At 57.5% G+C, this 17,498-nt stretch carries 12 protein-coding genes; 3 read left to right on the forward strand and 9 right to left on the reverse strand.

The window, feature by feature from the left end:
- Positions 1–201 precede the first annotated feature (201 nt).
- Entirely contained in the window at positions 202–747 is a 546-nt protein-coding gene (locus VFQ24_02180; protein HET9177147.1) for a hypothetical protein, read from the forward strand.
- 297 nt (positions 748–1,044) lie between these two features.
- On the opposite strand, the gene VFQ24_02185 is transcribed toward VFQ24_02180, so the two are convergent.
- The 4 genes from VFQ24_02185 to VFQ24_02200 all read right to left on the reverse strand — a co-directional run bounded on the left by VFQ24_02185 (position 1,045) and on the right by VFQ24_02200 (position 5,568).
- Positions 1,045–1,371, reverse strand: coding sequence for a hypothetical protein (locus VFQ24_02185; protein ID HET9177148.1), 327 nt, complete (start codon positions 1,369–1,371; stop codon positions 1,045–1,047).
- A gap of 22 nt (positions 1,372–1,393) precedes the next feature.
- Entirely contained in the window at positions 1,394–3,901 is a 2,508-nt protein-coding gene (gene leuS / locus VFQ24_02190; GenBank protein HET9177149.1) for a leucine--tRNA ligase, read from the reverse strand.
- Between the two features lie 94 nt (positions 3,902–3,995).
- Complete coding sequence (locus VFQ24_02195; protein HET9177150.1) at positions 3,996–4,664, reverse strand: ankyrin repeat domain-containing protein; 669 nt, start codon at positions 4,662–4,664, stop codon at positions 3,996–3,998.
- Complete coding sequence (locus VFQ24_02200; GenBank protein HET9177151.1) at positions 4,645–5,568, reverse strand: deoxyribonuclease IV; 924 nt, start codon at positions 5,566–5,568, stop codon at positions 4,645–4,647. Before VFQ24_02200 ends, VFQ24_02195 begins: the two co-directional genes overlap by 20 nt.
- A gap of 753 nt (positions 5,569–6,321) precedes the next feature.
- On the opposite strand from VFQ24_02200, the gene VFQ24_02205 reads away from it, so the two are divergent.
- Both VFQ24_02205 and lptG read left to right on the forward strand, forming a co-directional pair.
- Positions 6,322–7,344 (forward strand): cytochrome D1 domain-containing protein, encoded by a 1,023-nt coding sequence (locus VFQ24_02205; protein HET9177152.1) that lies wholly within the window; start codon positions 6,322–6,324, stop codon positions 7,342–7,344.
- Positions 7,345–7,643: 299 nt separating this feature from the next.
- On the forward strand, positions 7,644–9,944 hold the full coding sequence (lptG, locus tag VFQ24_02210) for an LPS export ABC transporter permease LptG (GenBank protein HET9177153.1): 2,301 nt from the start codon (positions 7,644–7,646) through the stop codon (positions 9,942–9,944).
- A gap of 126 nt (positions 9,945–10,070) precedes the next feature.
- Here the strand turns inward: lptG and VFQ24_02215 are convergent, their stop codons facing one another.
- The 5 genes from VFQ24_02215 to recO form a co-directional block, all read right to left on the reverse strand.
- A complete protein-coding gene (locus VFQ24_02215) occupies positions 10,071–10,250 on the reverse strand; it encodes a hypothetical protein (protein HET9177154.1) in 180 nt (59 codons plus the stop codon).
- Positions 10,251–10,261: 11 nt separating this feature from the next.
- The gene (ppdK, locus tag VFQ24_02220; GenBank protein ID HET9177155.1) at positions 10,262–12,982 is read right to left on the reverse strand and encodes a pyruvate, phosphate dikinase; all 2,721 of its coding nucleotides are present in this window, start codon (positions 12,980–12,982) and stop codon (positions 10,262–10,264) included.
- Positions 12,983–13,247: 265 nt separating this feature from the next.
- Positions 13,248–15,425: a glycine--tRNA ligase subunit beta gene (gene glyS / locus VFQ24_02225; protein HET9177156.1), complete on the reverse strand. Its 2,178-nt coding sequence runs from the start codon at positions 15,423–15,425 to the stop codon at positions 13,248–13,250.
- The gene (locus tag VFQ24_02230) at positions 15,422–16,366 is read right to left on the reverse strand and encodes a glycine--tRNA ligase subunit alpha (protein HET9177157.1); all 945 of its coding nucleotides are present in this window, start codon (positions 16,364–16,366) and stop codon (positions 15,422–15,424) included. Before VFQ24_02230 ends, glyS begins: the two co-directional genes overlap by 4 nt.
- Positions 16,367–16,409: 43 nt before the next feature.
- Positions 16,410–17,156: a DNA repair protein RecO gene (gene recO / locus VFQ24_02235; GenBank protein HET9177158.1), complete on the reverse strand. Its 747-nt coding sequence runs from the start codon at positions 17,154–17,156 to the stop codon at positions 16,410–16,412.
- Positions 17,157–17,498 lie beyond the last annotated feature (342 nt).

The raw sequence follows: 17,498 nt of genomic DNA on the forward strand, positions 1-17,498 counted from the left end.
ATGCCTCCGGCGCCTGCTCGAACAGATATCTACGACAAGATGTCAAAGTTCTTGAAGCTTCCAGAAGGTGAACTGGCTAAGCTGGCAGACCTGCAGCGCCAGGAACGGCTCAAAAGGAAATTGGCGGACCCGCCCGCACCGTTGTTCAAAGGGGTCCGCGAATTGGTGCTCCGCAAATGTAAACCCGAAAATCAGGAGCAAATGCAGGCGATTTTTGAAAAGCAGCCCTTCGGCGAAGTCGAACGCCTCATTACCCAGAAGCTCTTGGACGTGGTTAAACAGGCTGCCAGGGAAGAACTGGAAAATGAAAACTGGCTCCGGCTGGTGGCCAGACTGAGCAACCGTAGCTTCGAAGACATACGGGTTTCCATCCTCGAGTTCCTGGACACGGACGTTTTCGACGTATCGATCGAGAACTGCGTCTCATTCTTGGATCCGCTGGTCGAATCCTGGGACATTGACCTCGCTAATTTTAGGGTGGAGGTCAGGTTAAATTCGAGAGTATCCCCTGGCCACACTACGACGTTTGAGTTCGTAGAGAAAGAACCGGAACCAGTCCTCGACACAGAGCCGGGACTTAAGGAATTTCTCCGCAATGCTTTCCTAAGCGGCGATGCGACCGAAGAAGAAATCGAATTCCTGAAGAGACTTCGACTCAGCGGGAAGCGTCCTACAGCCCTCTATTATTACCGGGAACTTCAAAATCTTAGAGATCCTCTGCATTTTCGCGTTCCAGGAAAAAGGTAGGCTGTCCCTGTTTCGGCCTGGGCCAGTCATCATGCGATTGTTTCGGGGCAAGTTCCCCGGACCCTTCCCACCACGACCCTCCGTGCACAGGTACACCTTCAGCCATGGACTGCCGCTTAGCGGCCCGATTCGTCACCAAGGCTCGAGTCTGGCAGATCGTACGCTCTAAGAATATCCACGAGTAGCGGTTTGACAGTGTCGGACACGTTGAGTATTGAGTGTTGAGTGTGGGTAATGGACGTTCGCAGCAGGTTTGTAATCAAATGTATTCTGCGGAATTATACACTTTAGAAAGTATTAGTCGTTCTCGCTCATTGAAACTCTGAGGTAAATCTTTGCGGTGTTGGCGAACACCTTGATGAGCCTTGTGTGCTCTGTGGACGCGGCGTGGCCCTTGAGTTTTTCGTAGTTCTCGAGTGCCTTTCGTGCGTTCAGCATTTGAACCCTTGCAGCTTTTACTTCAGCAGGGTTGACCATTATCGGCCTGCTTTCTCCTTCGAAGAGCGTATCGCTCTTCAGGGCATATCGGTAATCGGCTTCACTGCAGGAAGAATCTGTTCCCTGCTCTACCCCCTGCAGGGATGGCAGGAGAGTGGCAACAGCTAACCATAGCAAATTGCCCACTGAACAACCAACCGGAGACGACTCATTTGACGACGATATTGACGAGCTTCTGCGGTACGACAATAACTTTGACAATCTGGCGCCCATTGATATACTGGGCGGCCTTTTCATCAGCAAGCGCGAGCTGCCGGATATGATCCTCGCTCGCCCCCACCGCTACGCGAATGCGGGTGCGCAGCTTGCCGTTCACCTGGACGGGAAGTTCAAGTTCTTCTTCAGCAGCAAGCCCGGCGTCATACGCCGGCCAGGCGACGCGCAGGGTAGCGCCGGTATGGCCGAGCCCCTCCCAAAGCTCATTGGCGATGTGAGGCGTGAAGAGAGCCATAATCAGGACCAATACTTCAAGTGTTTCTTTAACTGCTTCCGCGCGAACCTTGCCGCCTGAAATCGCGGACTCCAATCCGGCAAGTTCGTTCACCAGTTCCATGGCCAGGGCAATATCGGTATTAAAATGCCAGCGATCTTCCATATCCTCGGTTACATGCCGGAGCACCTGGTGGGTCTTGCGAAGCAGCTTCCGCTCGTCGGCTGAATATTCTGGAACAACCGCGGGACGCGCAGCTTTCCCCAGCATCGATTCCACCGCGGCGAGGTTGTCCGCGTATTTGGCGACTGCACGATAAACGCGATTCAGGAAGCGTGAAGCGCCTTCAATTCCCGTATCGCTCCAATCGAGGTCCTTTTCAGGCGGCGCGGCGAACAGCATGTAGAGGCGCACCGTGTCGGCGCCATACTTCTCGAACATGGCTGTGGGATCGACCACGTTTCCCTTGGACTTGGACATCTTCGCGCCGTCCTTGATCACCATGCCTTGCGTAAACAGCCGTGCCACGGGCTCGGAAAAACTGACCAGCCCGATGTCCATCATCATTTTGGTAAAGAAGCGCATGTAAATCAGGTGCAGGATCGCGTGCTCGATGCCGCCGATATACTGGTCCACAGGAAACCAGTAATCCACGGCTTCCCTGTTGATGGGCGACGTGTCAATCCTGGGATCGGCGTATCGGTAGAAGTACCACGACGAATCGACGAAGGTGTCCATCGTGTCCGTCTCCCGGCGCGCCGGGCCGCCGCAATTTGGGCATGTTGTGTTGACGAATTCCGGAACGCTGGCCAGCGGCGACTGTCCCGTTCCCGTCAGTTTCACCTCCGCCGGCAGCAGGACCGGCAGTTGCGATTCCGGGACCGGCACAACTCCGCAGGAGCGGCAATAGACCATGGGAATCGGCGTGCCCCAGTAACGCTGCCGTGAGATACCCCAATCCTTGATTCTGTACTGGACGGTCCCCTTGCCGAATCCCGCATGTTCAGCATCGTTCGTCATGCGCTCGATGGCCTGCTCCGATGTGAGACCAGTGTAGAGGCCGGAGTTTACCAGCCTGCCATACTCTGTGAAAGCAGCTTCAAGTTCTACTTGAGGTCCTCTGTCCTTCGGCACAATAACCGTTCGGATGGGCAGATTGAAAGTGGTGCAGAACTCGAAGTCCCGCTCATCATGGGCGGGCACCGCCATCACAGCCCCGGTACCGTAATCCATCAACACAAAATTCGCCACCCATACGGGAACAGGTTCCCCGCTGTAAGGATTGCGCGCGCTGAATCCGGTCGCCACCCCGTCTTTTTCAAGGTTTACTTCAACCCGGGCGCGGATGGCGGATGCTTTGATGCGTTCCACCTCGCTCCGAAGGCGCTCCGGTTTTTCCGATGCTGCGATGAGTTTCTCAACCAGTGGGTGTTCCGCAGCCAAGAAGACCACCGTGCATCCGAAAATTGTGTCCACGCGAGTGGTAAAGACGCGAACTGGAAGGTCAAGGTCTTCGATCCTGAAATCAACTTCTGTCCCTTTCGACTTCCCAATCCAGTTCTGCTGCATGGCCAGGACGCGCTCCGGCCAGCGAACAAGTTTTTGCATGTCGTCCAGCAGTCGCTCGGCGTAATCGGTAATCTTCAGGAACCACTGCTCGAGTTCCTTCTCCACCACCGGCGTCTCTTCATGGCGCCAGCAGCAGCCGTCCACCACCTGCTCATTGGCAAGCACGGTTTCGCACTGGGGGCACCAGTTCACGCGGCTCTTCTTGCGATAGGCCAGGCCGCGCTCATACATCTTCAGGAAAAACCATTGGTTCCAGCGGTAGTACTCGGGCACGCAAGTGGTTACTTCGCGGCGCCAGTCGTAGCTGACGCCCAGCCGCTTCAACTGCCGGCGCATGCGGTCGATATAAGCGAAAGTGAATTCCGCGGGCGGGCGCTGGTGCTTGATGGCCGCGTTCTCGGCGGGCAGTCCGAAAGAGTCCCATCCGATTGGATGAAGGACGTTAAAGCCTTTCATCCACATGTAGCGCGCCAAGGCATCACCGATTGAATAGTTGCGGACGTGGCCCATGTGAATGTCGCCGGAAGGATAGGGCAACATCTCAAGCACATAGTACTTCTTGCTCCCGGGATTGGCGTCAGCATCAAACAGGTTCTGCTCAGCCCAGAGCTTCCTCCACTTCGCTTCAATTTTCTGAGGATCGTAGTTTGTGTTCATATCCAAATGATGAATGTTGAAATGCGATTGCGGTGTGTTAACTCTCGGGTATGCAGCCCACGCCAGCACCACGCACCCTGTCAAGGCAGATCAACTAACCGTGCGGTTTCCCGAGAAGGTATGCTTCCATGGAAAGTCTGCCTGCGCGCACAGAAAAGTTACCATAGCACAGTTTCTTCAAAATCGAATCGGGCCGCTGATACCAGCTTGCCCAGCTCAGGGGCGTGTCGCCGTGCATGTCTCTGGCCTCCACTCCGGCGCCGGCATCCAGCAGCAGTTGAATGGTCTCTTCGCTTGCGAATGCGGCGGCACGGTGCAAAGGGGTCTCGCCCTTAGTTCGACAATCGCGCATGAAGGCGCCAGTTCCCACCGACGGCTTGGTGGTGCAGTTTGGATTGGCGCCACTGGCAATCAGTACCTTCACCACGTTATGGTGCGCCAGCTTATTAGATGCGGTTGCAGCGTGCAGCGGCGTTTCGCCGGTGTCACTCTGCGGGTGCTTGGTGTCCGCGCCGCGCTCGATCAGGAACTGTCCCAATCGCCAATGCCCGTGAAAGGCTGCGCCGTTCAAGCCGAAGTTCTCACCCAGCGAGGAGAGTGATTCGCCCTTGAGAAGCAAATACTTGATTGCGCTAACGTCGCCATAATATGCGCACCACTTAATCAGCGAAACGCCATCCTGATCCACGGAATCGGCGCCGTGGCCTTCTTCCAGATACTCAAATACTAGGTCCGTGCGCCCGTCAGTGATCTTGTCGATCATTGCCGACCTCCAGTACCCGCACTGCCTTCAGCTTCGAGGCGGCAGCCAACTTGCGCATCATGGCAAGATTTCGCCGATCGTCGTCCGGCTCGTCCAGCGGTGTTTCGCAGATGAACGGGATTCTGCGCAATTTCGGATGGCAAACGATCCTGCCGAAAGCCTCCGCGCCAATCTGTCCCTGGCCGATATGCTCATGCCGGTCAACATGAGAGTTGAACGCCGGCTTCGAATCGTTGGCGTGAATCACGCAAACGTTCTTAAGGCCTACAGTCTTTTCCAGTTCGATGATCGTCCTGGATAGCCCGGCCGCGGTGTGAATTGCATAACCAGACGCAAACAGGTGGGCGGTGTCAATACACGCCCCGGCCGGCAATTCACTCCCGGCTCCCGAAACAAGTTCCGCGACCTCTTCAAAGCTCCTGCCGATGGCGGACCCCTGGCCGGCCGTATTCTCAATCAGCACCATCAGTCCATCTAGGCGCAGCCCGCTGGCCGCCTGCTTGATCGATTCGACGCAGGCCGCGATGGCCTGGGAAACGCTGGAGCCTTTGGAACTGCCCGGGTGCGCCACGAGGTATTCGGCGCCGAGCGCCAGCGCCCTCCGCAGTTCGCCCCGGAACGCAGAAACCGATTTCCGGCGAATTTCGGGATCAGCAGCGGCAAGGTTGATCAGGTAATTGTCGTGTATTACCAGCGGTGAAAGCTTGCGGGCCTCACGCTCTTCGCGGAAGCGTTCGCACTGCTGCGGCGTGGGATCGATCGTTCGCCAGCCGCGCGGATTGGCGGAAAACATCTGGAAAGTGTCACAGCCGATTTCGCCTGCGCGGCGAACGGCGTTTTCCAAAGCGCCGGCAATCGAGGTGTGTACTCCCACCCGCAATCGGCTTTTCTGCGCTTTCGGCATGAGGCATCTTAACAGAGCCTATTTGGAAGCGTCAATTTCGAGGGATTGCCGGGCGGAACAGCAACCGTGGCGAACCGCAAAGGGGCAAGCGGCCCACGCAAGATTGGGATGTATTTGGAGAGATGCTGATTGCCGGCGATTGCGCAACCCTCGATGCGCTGGATTGTCGGCGCGCCGACATGTTGAAGTTCTACATTAAGGGCTTGCCTGAGTTCGCCGCCCATCGAGGTCCCACTCTGCGTTCTTTCAAGTACGATGACGGTTGCGCGTGACCGCCTTGGATAATTCCTCAAGCAACACTTGATAAATGTTTTCAGGCAGCCGATCTCTCCCGGTCACGCCGACGACCTGGCGCTCGAACCCGCAGAAATCAACATCCACCAACCTGCTCCCCTGGCACAGTTGTATTGTTCCACCCCCTGCGATAAACTTCCTCGCTTCGGTCGAAGCCAATTGCTACGTGTATGCGCTGGGCTTTCTCGCGCCTCGCCGAAGCAGGTCTGGTTGCCCAGGCCGCGGATTTTCATTTTAGTGGCAAATATGGTTCCTGGCTGTGACCAATGGCAAATTCCTCGGACTCGCTATCCAGACGGGCCGACCCGCCGCATGAGACTTCCACAAAATTGCTCAGCTCCAGCCGCTTCGTGCGATGCCCCCGCGTTGACGACGCGCGTTTCCGCCCTTTGCGCTATCGCCTTGCTTGTGCTTGCCTGCGCGAGCTGCCACAGGCAAGGGCCTCCGCCGCGGCCCTACATGGCCTTCGTTGTCAACCACCTGGGCGGCTCAGTCGCCGTTGTTGATCTGGCAGATCCCAAAGTGGTCGCCACAATTCCTGTGGCCCCACTGCCCGAAAAGGCTGTCCGAAGACCCGGCCGCCAGGAAATCTACGTGGTATCACAGTCCGGGAAAATCAGCGTGATAGATTTCCCGGCGTTGACCGTTGCGCACACCGTTGATATCGGGCCTTCGGCGGGCGACCTCGTGTTCTCGCCCGACGGAAACCGCGCCTATGTGCTTGATCCGCCGGCCGGGCAGGTGGCTTTTCTCGACTGCAACACGCTGAAAGAAACCGGCCGCGTCCACCTGGTTCCGAATCTCGCACACATGGCCATCACGCCTGATGGCAAAACGTTGATTGTCAGCGACCCGGCAGGTAACCGGTTGTTCTTTATCGCCGCGGAAACACAAAAAATACTCGGAGATGTCGAGGTCGGCAAAACTCCCGGCAATCTCGCGGTTTCGCTCGACAGTTCCGTAGTCTTTGTGGCAGATACCGGGGACGAAAAAATCTCCGCGGCGCAAATCGCTTCGCGCACCATCATCGCGCACATTGAGACGGGATCGAGGCCAGGCGGGCTGGTCCTCAAGCCCGATGGAGGCGAACTCTTCGTCCTCAGCGACGGATCGTCAACCATGACAATTGTTGACGCCTCGCACGCCAACGTCGAGCAGGTGCTGCCCACGGGAAGAGATCCTGTCGCCGCCGTCTTCAAGCAGGATTCGAGCGTGATGTACGTGGCCACGCAGGGAGACGGCTTTGTCACCGCATTCGACGTTGCTGATCGCACGGTACTGAACACCCTCCACGTAGGCGTGGCGCCCCGGGCACTTGCGCTGACCCCCGATGAGCGGGTCCTGGCCGCGGCGGACGGCGCCTCGGGCGCTCTGGCCATCATTCGCGCGGCCCCTCTGTCTTTAATCACCGTTGTGCCTGTCGGCGCGAACCCGGTTGATGTTCTTATTCCCGGGTGGGAGTGGAACGGCAAAGCGCGGTGAGGATTCCTCTCGAATGCATCGATGCCATAAGCAATGTTTCAACGGCCCGACAAAAGTTAATCCAAAACTTTCACTTTACGCCGCAAGCAAATCCTTCCCGTCTGCGCTCTGTGCGGGAGGCTTGCTCCACGGTTTTTAATGCGAGGCAGAAGGCTTGCCCGTGTACCTCATCTCGGGGCATACTCTTGAAGTTGGTAAACGACTTTCAATCGCGTATGCATGGGCCTATGCGCTGGCGCAGCCTCGCGGCGATGCTTCGTTCAGGATAATCCGGCAATGAAACTTCGCGGAAACCGGCGATGAGAATACTCACCCGCTACATTTTCAAGGAACTGGTTGCGCACAGCTTGCTAGGGCTGGTGGTCTTCACGTTTGTCCTCTACGTACGGCCTCTCAGCCAGATTCTCGAACTGGTGGCGCGCCGGGACCTTCCCGCCACGCAGGACGCATTTCTTTTTCTGTTGCTGCTCCCCAGAATTCTGGTCATCACCATCCCCATGGCTGTGCTGCTGGGCACGCTGATTGGCCTCAGCCGCATGTCGGCGGACAGCGAAACCATCGCCATCCGCGCCACGGGCATTGGCAAGGCGCAATTTCTGCGGCCCGTGCTGACGTTTGCAATCTGTGGATGGGTGCTGACCTCCTGGATGAGCCTGTATCTGGCGCCGGCGGCGGCGCGATCTCTCGATCAGTCTGAAGCGAGCCTGGCGGCTGCTCAGGCCAGCTATGAGATCCAGCCCCGCGTCTTCATCGAACAATTCCCCCATCTCCTGTTGTACTTGAAAGACGTTACGAGCTCGAACACCCAGTGGCGCGGGGTCTTCGTCGTTGACCGCAGCCAGAACAATGAAGTAAAGGTTACGCTGGCGGAATCGGGCCGCCTGGTGAACGATGACGCTTCCGGCCAGACGATGCTTTACCTTCAAAACGGAGCTACCCATGAATTTGACCCGCAGCACCGGCAGCAGTATACCGTGACGTCGTTTGACAAGTGGCAAGTCCCCATCTCCGAACGCACCGAAACTGCTGAGCAACGCCTCACACCTTCCATGCGTTCGCCGGCGGCGCTCATCGAGGGGCTTCACACCCCCGGAGAACGTCACGCGGCCATGGTGGAATTGAATTACAGACTTGCGCTGCCGGTTGCCTGCCTGGTGCTGGCCCTCGTCGGAGTCCCGATCGGACTCATCTCCCGCAAGGGTGGCAAAGCCTTTGGCCTGATGCTCAGCATTCTTCTGGTGTTCATCTACTATGTCCTGATGGCTTCCGGCCTGAACCTGGCGAAAGAGGGGCGGCTGAATCCCATTTCCGGCTTATGGATGGCAAACGTCGCATTCGCCATTGCCGGGCTCATCATGCTGCGCCAGACCAACCGGGTGCGTACAGGAGTGGATTCTCTTCACGCCGGGCTTGAGACCATCGGCCGCGCGATCGAACGCTTCCACGCAGGCAACGGCCGGACCGATGGCCAGCCGCGCAAACTGAAACGCCGGAATTTTGGCGGGCGAGCTTTCCAGATTCTCGATCTTTACGTGTTTCGGAGCTGGCTTTTTTATCTGGTGCTGTTGCTGATTACGTTCACCGGGATTTATATGATTTTTGACTTCTTCCAGTTGCTGGGCGATATTGTCCGTCATCAGATCTCGCCCCAATTGGTCATTGAGTATTATTGGTATCTGGCCCCGCAGGTTATTTACCTCATGCTGCCCTTGAGCATTCTGGTTGCAACTCTCGTCAGCTTTGGACTGCTCAGCAAGTCGAACGAGGTCACCGCCATCAAGTCGGCCGGCATCAGTCTTTATCGCATTTCTTTGCCGATTCTGGTGGGCGCCGGTCTCCTCAGCGGTGGCATGTTCCTGCTCGGCAACGATTATCTGCCTGGGACCAACCAGCAGCAGGACTCGCTTCGAAATCAGATCAAGGGAAAACCCGCCCAGACCATGTATCGGCCAGACCGCCAGTGGATTTCCGGCAATGGAGACAAAATCTACAACTACCGGTTTTTCGATCCTGACCTGAACGTTTTCGCCAGCCTCTCGGTTTTTGAAATCGATCAGAATTCGTTCCACCTCAAGCGGCGCATCTACGCCGAGCGGGCTTTCTGGGAACCCCAGATCAAACGCTGGGTGCTGGAAAACGGCTGGACGCGCGATTTTTCGAATGGGCGGGTCAGTGATTATCAGGCGTTTGCGGTCCATACCTTCGACGAATTGAACGAGTCGCCGTCGTATTTCAAGAAGGAAGTTAAACCTTCCGAGCAGATGAGCGTACTTGAATTGCGCCAGTACATCCACAGCCTGAAGCAAAGCGGGTTCGATGTGGTGCGCCTCTCCGTTGCCTTCTACCGCAAATTCTCCTATCCGCTGATCGCTTTTGTCGTGACCCTGATTGCCATTCCTTTCGCGTTCTCTACCGGCAGCCGCGGCGCGCTCGCCGGGATCGCCCTCAGCATCGGCATCGCTATTGTCTACTGGTCCGTCTCAAGCCTGTTTGAGGCGATGGGCAACCTGAGCCAGCTTCCGCCGGCAGTCGCCGCCTGGTCGCCGGACGTCCTGTTCAGTCTGGCGGGCGTCTACCTGTTGATGCGGATCAAAACCTGAAAAACGGGCCTGCGATGATTGCGTTTCGACGGTGCCCGGTTCTGGCGGGAAGGGTTCCATGTCGGCGCGCCGACATTGCGGCAAGCAATCGGTCAGGCCGATTGAACCTGGGTCGGGGCGACAAATTCAATGATTAAAGTAATACTTGAGGTCGAGCACTTCCACGGCGTGCCACATGCTGGCTTCAGAGATCACTTCTGTTTCGCACGGAGGTTTTTCTCCTACCTCGCGCCTCTGCGCCTTTGCGTGATGTTTCTGTTTTTTTTCCAGACTGCTCCCACGGTCAGCCGCGCGAGTGACTGTCATGGCGCGCGGCACTACGCCGTGGTATAGATCTCTGCGGCTGGCTTCTCCTCCTCTGCCCTGCGCAGGGCTGCCTGGGCAGCCGCCAGCCGGGCGATGGGCACGCGATAGGGCGAGCAGCTCACATAATTCAATCCGGCATCAGCGCAAACCTGGATGGAGGATGGATCGCCTCCGTGCTCCCCGCAAATCCCCACCTTAAGATGGGCGCGCGCCTTCCGCCCTTCAGACGTGCCGATCTTGAGCAACCGCCCGACGCGCTTCGGGTCCATGACAGCGAAGGGATCCGCAGGCCAGATCTTCTGCTTCACATAGGCGGCAATAATTTTTCCGCAATCGTCGCGGGAAAGGCCGAAGGTGGTTTGCGTCAGGTCATTAGTCCCAAAGCTGAAGAACTCCGCCTCGCCGGCAATCTCAGCGGCGGAGAGCGCCGCGGCGGGGAGTTCAATCATGGTGCCCACCAGGTATTCCACACGGGTCCCCTTCTTGTCGAAAACCTCTTCGGCGACGCGGTTGACGATTTCCTTTTGCAGCGCCAGTTCCCTGACATCGCCCACCAGCGGGATCATGATTTCCGGCCTGGCGTCGATGCCCTTCTTTTTGCATTCCGCTGCCGCCTCAAAAATGGCTCGCGCCTGCATCTCGGTAATCTCCGGGTACATGATGCCGAGGCGGCACCCGCGCAGACCCAGCATGGGATTGAATTCATGCAGTCCTTCAACTACGGCCAGCATTTTTTTGAGCTGGCTCAGCTTGGTTCCCTTCTTCCCTTTCGCTTCAAGAACGGCGATCTCAACCATCAGTTCTTCGCGCTTGGGAAGGAATTCGTGGAGCGGCGGATCGAGCGTCCGGATGGTGACCGGCAGGCCGTCCATGGCCTTAAACAATCCCATGAAGTCTTTCCTCTGCATGGGGAGAAGCTTGGCGAGGGCAGCACGGCGCTCTTTGTGGTAGGCGGCCGCCTCCTTTTCATCAGCCGTGTCTTTACAGGCCATAATCATCCGCTGAACGTGCGGCAGGCGGTCGCTGGCGAAAAACATATGCTCGGTCCGGCAGAGCCCGATACCCTCGGCGCCAAATCGGCGGGCCACTGAGGCGTCTCGTGGGACATCTGCGTTAGCGCGCACGCCAAGTTGGCGGGCCTCGTCGGCCCAACCCATGAAAGTGGCAAAATCGCCGCTCGAGGGGTCAGGAAGCTGCGTGTTGATTTGTCCGAGGATCACCCGCCCGGTCGAGCCATCAAGTGAAATCCAGTCGCCTTCCTTGAGGGTCAGCTTGCCAATGCGCATCTGCTTCTTTTTCTCGTCCACTTCCGCGGCGCCGCAGCCGGCCACGCAGCACTTGCCCATCCCCCTGGTCACCACGGCCGCGTGGGAAGTCATGCCACCGCGCGAGGTCAGAATTCCGGCGGCAACTTCCATGCCGTGGATGTCGTCAGGGACCGTCTCCGCACGGACCAGAATCACGGGATACTGCTTCCCTTTTTCGACAGCATCTTCCGCCGTAAAGACGATACGCCCGACGGCGGCCCCTGGAGAAGCTGGCAAGCCATTCGCAATCACTTTCAAAGGCTTTGATTCATCAAGTATTGGATGAAGTAGTTGGTTCAACTGGTCAGGTTCAACGCGCATCAGCGCCTCATTCGACGTGATGATTCCTTCGTCCACCAGATCGACGGCAATCTTTACGGCTGCCTTTCCTGTCCGCTTGCCGGTGCGCGTCTGAAGCATGTAGAGCTTGCCTTCCTGGATGGTGAATTCAAAATCCTGCACATCTTTGTAGTGGTGCTCCAGCCTGGAGGTGATTTCGCGCAACTGGTCGTAGACGCCAGGCATGACCTTCTGCAGTTCGGCAATCGGTACTGGCGTCCTGATGCCGGCCACCACGTCCTCGCCCTGGGCGTTCATGAGGAATTCGCCATAAAACTTGTTTTCGCCGGTGGCTGGATTGCGGGTAAAGCCCACACCCGTTCCGGAAGTGTCGCCCATGTTTCCGAACACCATGGCCTGGACATTCACTGCCGTCCCAATCTCATCAGGAATTTTGTTCATGCGACGGTAGGTCATAGCGCGCGGGTTGTTCCAGGAACGAAAAACCGCCTCGATGGCCATCCTGAGCTGCACGCGCGGGTCCTGCGGAAAATCTTTGCCTGTGGCTTTCCCGATAATCTGCTTATAACCCTGGATCACCTGCTTCAAATCGTCGGCCGTAAGCTGGGTGTCCTGGGTGAACTTGCGTTTCTTCTTCTGGGCAGTGAGGACGTTCTCAAACTTGTCTTTGGGAATTTCGAGCACCACGTTTCCGAACATCTGGATGAAGCGGCGGTAGCTGTCGTAAGCAAAGCGCGGATTAGAGGTTTTGCGGGCCACCGCCTCAACGACCTGGTCATTCATCCCAAGGTTCAGAATGGTATCCATCATTCCCGGCATCGAAAACTTGGCGCCCGAGCGAACGGAGACCAGGAGCGGATTATGGGCGTCGCCGAGCTTCTGCTTGAGGAGGGCTTCCAGCCGCTCCAGCGCCGCTTCGTATTCGGAAGCCGCCTGCTTAGGTAGGCTGTTACCGCCTTCGAAGTAGGCACGGCACGCTGATGTTGCAATGGTAAAACCGGGAGGAACGGGCAGCCCGGCGTTGGTCATCTCCGCGAGGCCAGCCCCCTTCCCGCCCAGCACCTCTTTCATGGTTCCGTGGCCGTCGGCCTTGCCGCTGCCAAAAAAATAGACAAATTTTTCCATGATTACTGCTCTCCTTCTGATGAAATCTGCGCACGGCCCGAAGGCTACCGGAGTTGATGAGGTCCCGGTTAATTATAGTGGCGCAGTGTGCGCGGCACCGTTTCCTCGCCAGTGCCGCGGTCAAAACTTACGGGCCGAATGGTCGTGCCACAGCGGATTGGCCGACCCTTGGCCCCGGATGTCGGCGCGCCGACAAAAGCTGAGGCAATACTTTAGATGCGTCCGGCCCCTCCACATCTACCGCACTTGACCGCCCCCGTCCAATTTAGGTTTCGACTGCGATCTCTGACAGCTCCGCAAGCCGGGTAAAGACATCACGGTTCAAACCGATTAGCAACCTGAGTCGGTTCTCTCGTAACGCGGGATCCTCGGCCATCACGAGGACCTTGTCGAAAAAGCGATCCACCTGAGGTCTGATACCGGCCATGGTGCGGAATGCCGCCTCAAACTCGCCAGACTTGTTCAAGCTCCCGAGATCGTTCATGAGGCCAAGGTACGCAGAATACAATTCGCGCTCCGGACCCTCGCCCAGCAGATCCCTATTGACGGGCGCATTATCACCCTTGAGGTCTGATCCCGCCGACTTGGTCAGGATGTTTCGAGTACGCTTGGCGGCGGCAGCCAGCGCCAGGAAATCTTCGGTGTCACGAACCTGCTCAAGCGCCTTAGCGCGAGCGAGCACCACGGACGGAATGCTCGAGCCGGCAGGGATCGCGGGACTCAGAACCGCCCGCGCTGTGTCATACCGAACTCCTGCAACCTCTCGTAAGTAGAACTCCAGCCGCTCACGCAGAAAGTCGTTGACACGATGGCCAAGTTCTTCTCCCTTGCTGCTTGGAAGCCCCGCGTCGGCGATTTCGATGGCCCGTGCGGTGATATGGGCGAGATCGAGCGCCGGGAGCGATTCGACGGCGATTTTGATGATCCCATTCCCCGCCCTCCTCAAACCGAACGGGTCACTCGACCCGGTTGGCTCAAGACCAACGGAGAAGCCGGCTACCAAGCTGTCAAGCTTGTCGGCAAGCGCTACAACAGCGCCGACCTTGTTTCGAGGGCCTTCATCATTGATGCTCGCTGGCTTGTAGTGGTCATAGATGGCATCGGCAACAGCCTCAGGCTCGCCCTGCTCACGCGCGTACAGACCGCCAACAACTCCCTGCAGTTCGGTGAATTCGCGCACCATCTGGGTGGTCAAGTCGCACTTGCACAGATGGACCGCTCGTGACACATGACCGCTGCCCTCAGCATCCAGGGCGCCCCGAGATTCCAGCTCCGTGCAGATATGGCGCGCAATTGCTGCCGTCCGCTCAACTTTCGCGGCGTAGCTTCCCATCTCAGCCTGGTAGGTCACCTTTTCCAGCATTCCCTGGCGCGACTCCAGCGGGATGCGAAGGTCAGCCTCCCAGAAGAATTCGGCATCGGCAAACCGGGCTGTCAGCACACGTTCGTGCCCCTCGCGAATCAGGCCGGCAGTGTCCTGCCCAAGGTTCATCACAGTCACAAAATTGGGTTGGAGTTCCCCGGCCTCGTTCTCGACCGCAAAGTATTTCTGGTGGTCGCGCATTACGGTCACCAGAATTTCCCGCGGCAGATGAAGGAACCGCCGGTCGAAACCGCCCAGAACGGCGTGGGGCCACTCGGTTGAATTGATAACCCACTCGTGGAGGGCTTCATCTGGAACGGCGTTCAGGCTCGTTCCTTCAAGTAGTGCCTTAACTCCGCAGCGAATAGTTTCCGAGCGCGTTCTGGGATCAATTTCAACGTGGTGCTCGCGCAGCCTGGCAGAGTACTCCTCAAAACTTCTGACCGGAATGGCTTTCGACCCGGCCACCCGATGACCATAAGTTGACTTCCCCGACCGCACTCCTGCGATCTCAAAAGGAATGACCCTCACTCCCTCGCCTTCTGCCAGAATAGCCAACAACCACCGGATGGGGCGGATGAATCTGGGGCCAGCCTTTGAGGTCCAGTACATACTCTTAGGGAAGCTGATACCCAGGATTACTTCAGGCAATGCCTTAGCCAGGACGTCACGTGCAGAGCGCCCCCGGACTCGCTTCCGCAGACCCAAATAGAGTCCTTTGGGTGTGTCAATTTTGAGCAGCTTACTCACCGAGGATGAGTTTCGCTCAGCGAAGCTCGCGGCAGCCCGAGTGGGATTGCCTGCCTGGTCAAAAGCAACTTTGACAGGCGGCCCGATGATCTCTTCCGTTTCATCAGGCTGTCGTGCCAGAATCTGTGGGGCATGAGCAACCAGCCGGCGCGGAGTCGAATAGGTGCTGACGGGCTGCGCATCCGTCGGAACCAGCCGCAGACTTTGCAAAGCCTCGCTCAGCCGCTGTCCCAAGTTTCGCTGGGCGCCAGCAAGGAAGCGCGCAGGAATCTCCTCGACTCCCGCCTCGATCAGCAGTGGTTCTGTGCGGTCTTTCTGCGCAATCGTCATGCTGGTCTAATCTCTGCTGCGGCGGTGGATGGTTCAAGGTAAACTTGAGCCACTTCCGTGGCGATTTTTCGAATGCGTGTGATGAGTGCAACACGTTCGGTGACGCTGATGGCGCCCCGGGCGTCAAGGATGTTGAACAGGTGCGAGCACTTCAGGCAGAACTCATACACCTTGAGCAGCGGGAAGCGGGTTGGCCAGTGGGCCGGGCCAGCGGCAAAGTAGTCCTTCAGCAGCCGTACAGCCTCAGCTTCGTAGATTTCAAAAAGTTGACGAATCGCTTCGGGTGAGGCGGATTCAAAATCGTATAATGACAGCTCGAACTCTTCACGATGCCTAAGGTCCCCGTATTTCACCAAGCTGTTCCACTTAACTTCATACACATTGTTAACGTTCTGAAGAAAGGCGGCAATCCGCTCCAGGCCGTAAGTCAGCTCAACCGAGATCGGGTCGAGATCCACACCACCCGATTGCTGGAAATAGGTGAACTGCGTGATTTCAAGTCCGTCGAGCATCACCTGCCAGCCAATTCCCCATGCGCCCAAAGTTGGGGCTTCCCAATTATCTTCCTCAAACCGGATGTCATGGTTGTGGAAGTCAATTCCGATATCCCTGAGGCTGCGAAGGTAGATGTCCTGAACATCCTCAGGTGGTGGTTTAAGTATCACCTGCAACTGGGTGTGCTTGATCAGTCGATTTGGGTTTTCGCCGTACCGCCCGTCTGCAGGCCGCCGGGACGGCTGAACGTACGCCACGCTCCAAGGTTTCGGCCCAAGAACACGGAAGAAAGTCTCCGGGCACATCGTTCCTGCCCCAACCTCCATGTCATAGGGTAGCGCCACAACCGCGCCCTGCCGCGCCCAGAAACTCGTGAGCCGGCTTACCATGTCCTGGAAGGTAAGGCCGTTTACTCCTGCCCTTACTGCCGATGCGTTTTCCGCCATAGTCCCTATCGATTCAGACTCTGGTTTTATCACTTCCCGGAGGCTAAATTTCATCCGCCAACATCGCTCGCGTGGTCAGCCTTTTCTCCAGGTGCGCCTCGATGATCTGTTCCAGCAGCCGCCGAAGTTCACTGATGCCCTGCGGGGCGGCTTCCTTTTCGATCCACTGTTCGATGCGGGCCGTACGAAACGCCGGAACCAACCCCAGGGCACCCGCTGAGACCTGCTCATTCGAAACGCCGCCCTTGCACTGTGCGCACACAAGTGCGACGGCCACCGGATCATAGAAACCGTCTTCACCCGCAAACGGCCTCTGGCACGCCATGCATCGGCTCAGGTCAGGGAGAAACCCTCCCAGCCGCAGCAGCCAATAATCGAAAAACAGTAGCGACCGATTCACTTCGCCGTAGCGCTTGAAAGCCCTCAAAACAGCCAGCAGCAGCCGGAAGACGCGCTCGTTCACTTCCCGGTCGGGCAGGAAGCGTTCGGTGACTTCCGCCAGATATTGCGCAGCAAGCTGGATGCGATAATCCGTCTGCATCTCAAAAAAGGATTCCACAATCTCAGCCGAACCGAATCGCTGCAGGTCCCGCTGCTCCCGATCATAAACCCAGACCCGAATATAGCTGAGCGGCTCCAGCGCCGCACCGTAGCGGCCCCTGCGGCTCAAAGCTCCCTTGGCCACGGCGCGTATTCGGCCCAGTTGCCGGGTGAGCAGCGATGCAATCTTGTCAGCTTCCCCCAGCCGGTAGGTCCTGAGAACGATGGCCTCTGTTTCAATAAGGGGCATTGCAGATTACTATGTCGCTATTCCGGCAAACAAACTAACTTAGCACAAGGCCGTAAAGGTTCGAAAGAATATTTCGCCAAGGCGCCGCACCGCCCTTCTCGGAAAGCCCCACCAACCATGCAAGATAGCCCCCTGACACCACTCCAAACGCCGTGCATCCGCCGCGCCCGTGCCACCTTCCTGCAGGAACGACAAAGTACGACCTCACACCGCCCACCGCGAATCCCCGGCCAATTCCAGAGTAATGCCGCAGCACCTTGAAACAGCGATTTTTTACACCTTCGGACAAGCCGATTCGCGCCACCGCCGTCAACAAAAGCGGCCTCAAAGCCACGACGCCGC

It is taken from the genome of Terriglobia bacterium (assembly GCA_035712365.1).
Taxonomy (GTDB): Bacteria; Acidobacteriota; Terriglobia; order UBA7540; family UBA7540; genus SCRD01.

Bases quoted from the DNA above. Each gene is read 5' to 3' on its own strand.
- VFQ24_02180 (HET9177147.1), top strand. From the start codon at position 202: ATGCAGGCGATTTTTGAAAAGCAGCCCTTCGGCGAAGTCGAACGCCTC.
- leuS (HET9177149.1), bottom strand. From the start codon at position 3,901: ATGAACACAAACTACGATCCTCAGAAAATTGAAGCGAAGTGGAGGAAG.
- VFQ24_02195 (HET9177150.1), bottom strand. From the start codon at position 4,664: ATGATCGACAAGATCACTGACGGGCGCACGGACCTAGTATTTGAGTAT.
- VFQ24_02200 (HET9177151.1), bottom strand. From the start codon at position 5,568: ATGCCGAAAGCGCAGAAAAGCCGATTGCGGGTGGGAGTACACACCTCG.
- VFQ24_02205 (HET9177152.1), top strand. From the start codon at position 6,322: ATGGCCTTCGTTGTCAACCACCTGGGCGGCTCAGTCGCCGTTGTTGAT.
- lptG (HET9177153.1), top strand. From the start codon at position 7,644: ATGAGAATACTCACCCGCTACATTTTCAAGGAACTGGTTGCGCACAGC.
- VFQ24_02215 (HET9177154.1), bottom strand. From the start codon at position 10,250: ATGACAGTCACTCGCGCGGCTGACCGTGGGAGCAGTCTGGAAAAAAAA.
- ppdK (HET9177155.1), bottom strand. From the start codon at position 12,982: ATGGAAAAATTTGTCTATTTTTTTGGCAGCGGCAAGGCCGACGGCCAC.
- glyS (HET9177156.1), bottom strand. From the start codon at position 15,425: ATGACGATTGCGCAGAAAGACCGCACAGAACCACTGCTGATCGAGGCG.
- VFQ24_02230 (HET9177157.1), bottom strand. From the start codon at position 16,366: ATGGCGGAAAACGCATCGGCAGTAAGGGCAGGAGTAAACGGCCTTACC.
- recO (HET9177158.1), bottom strand. From the start codon at position 17,156: ATGCCCCTTATTGAAACAGAGGCCATCGTTCTCAGGACCTACCGGCTG.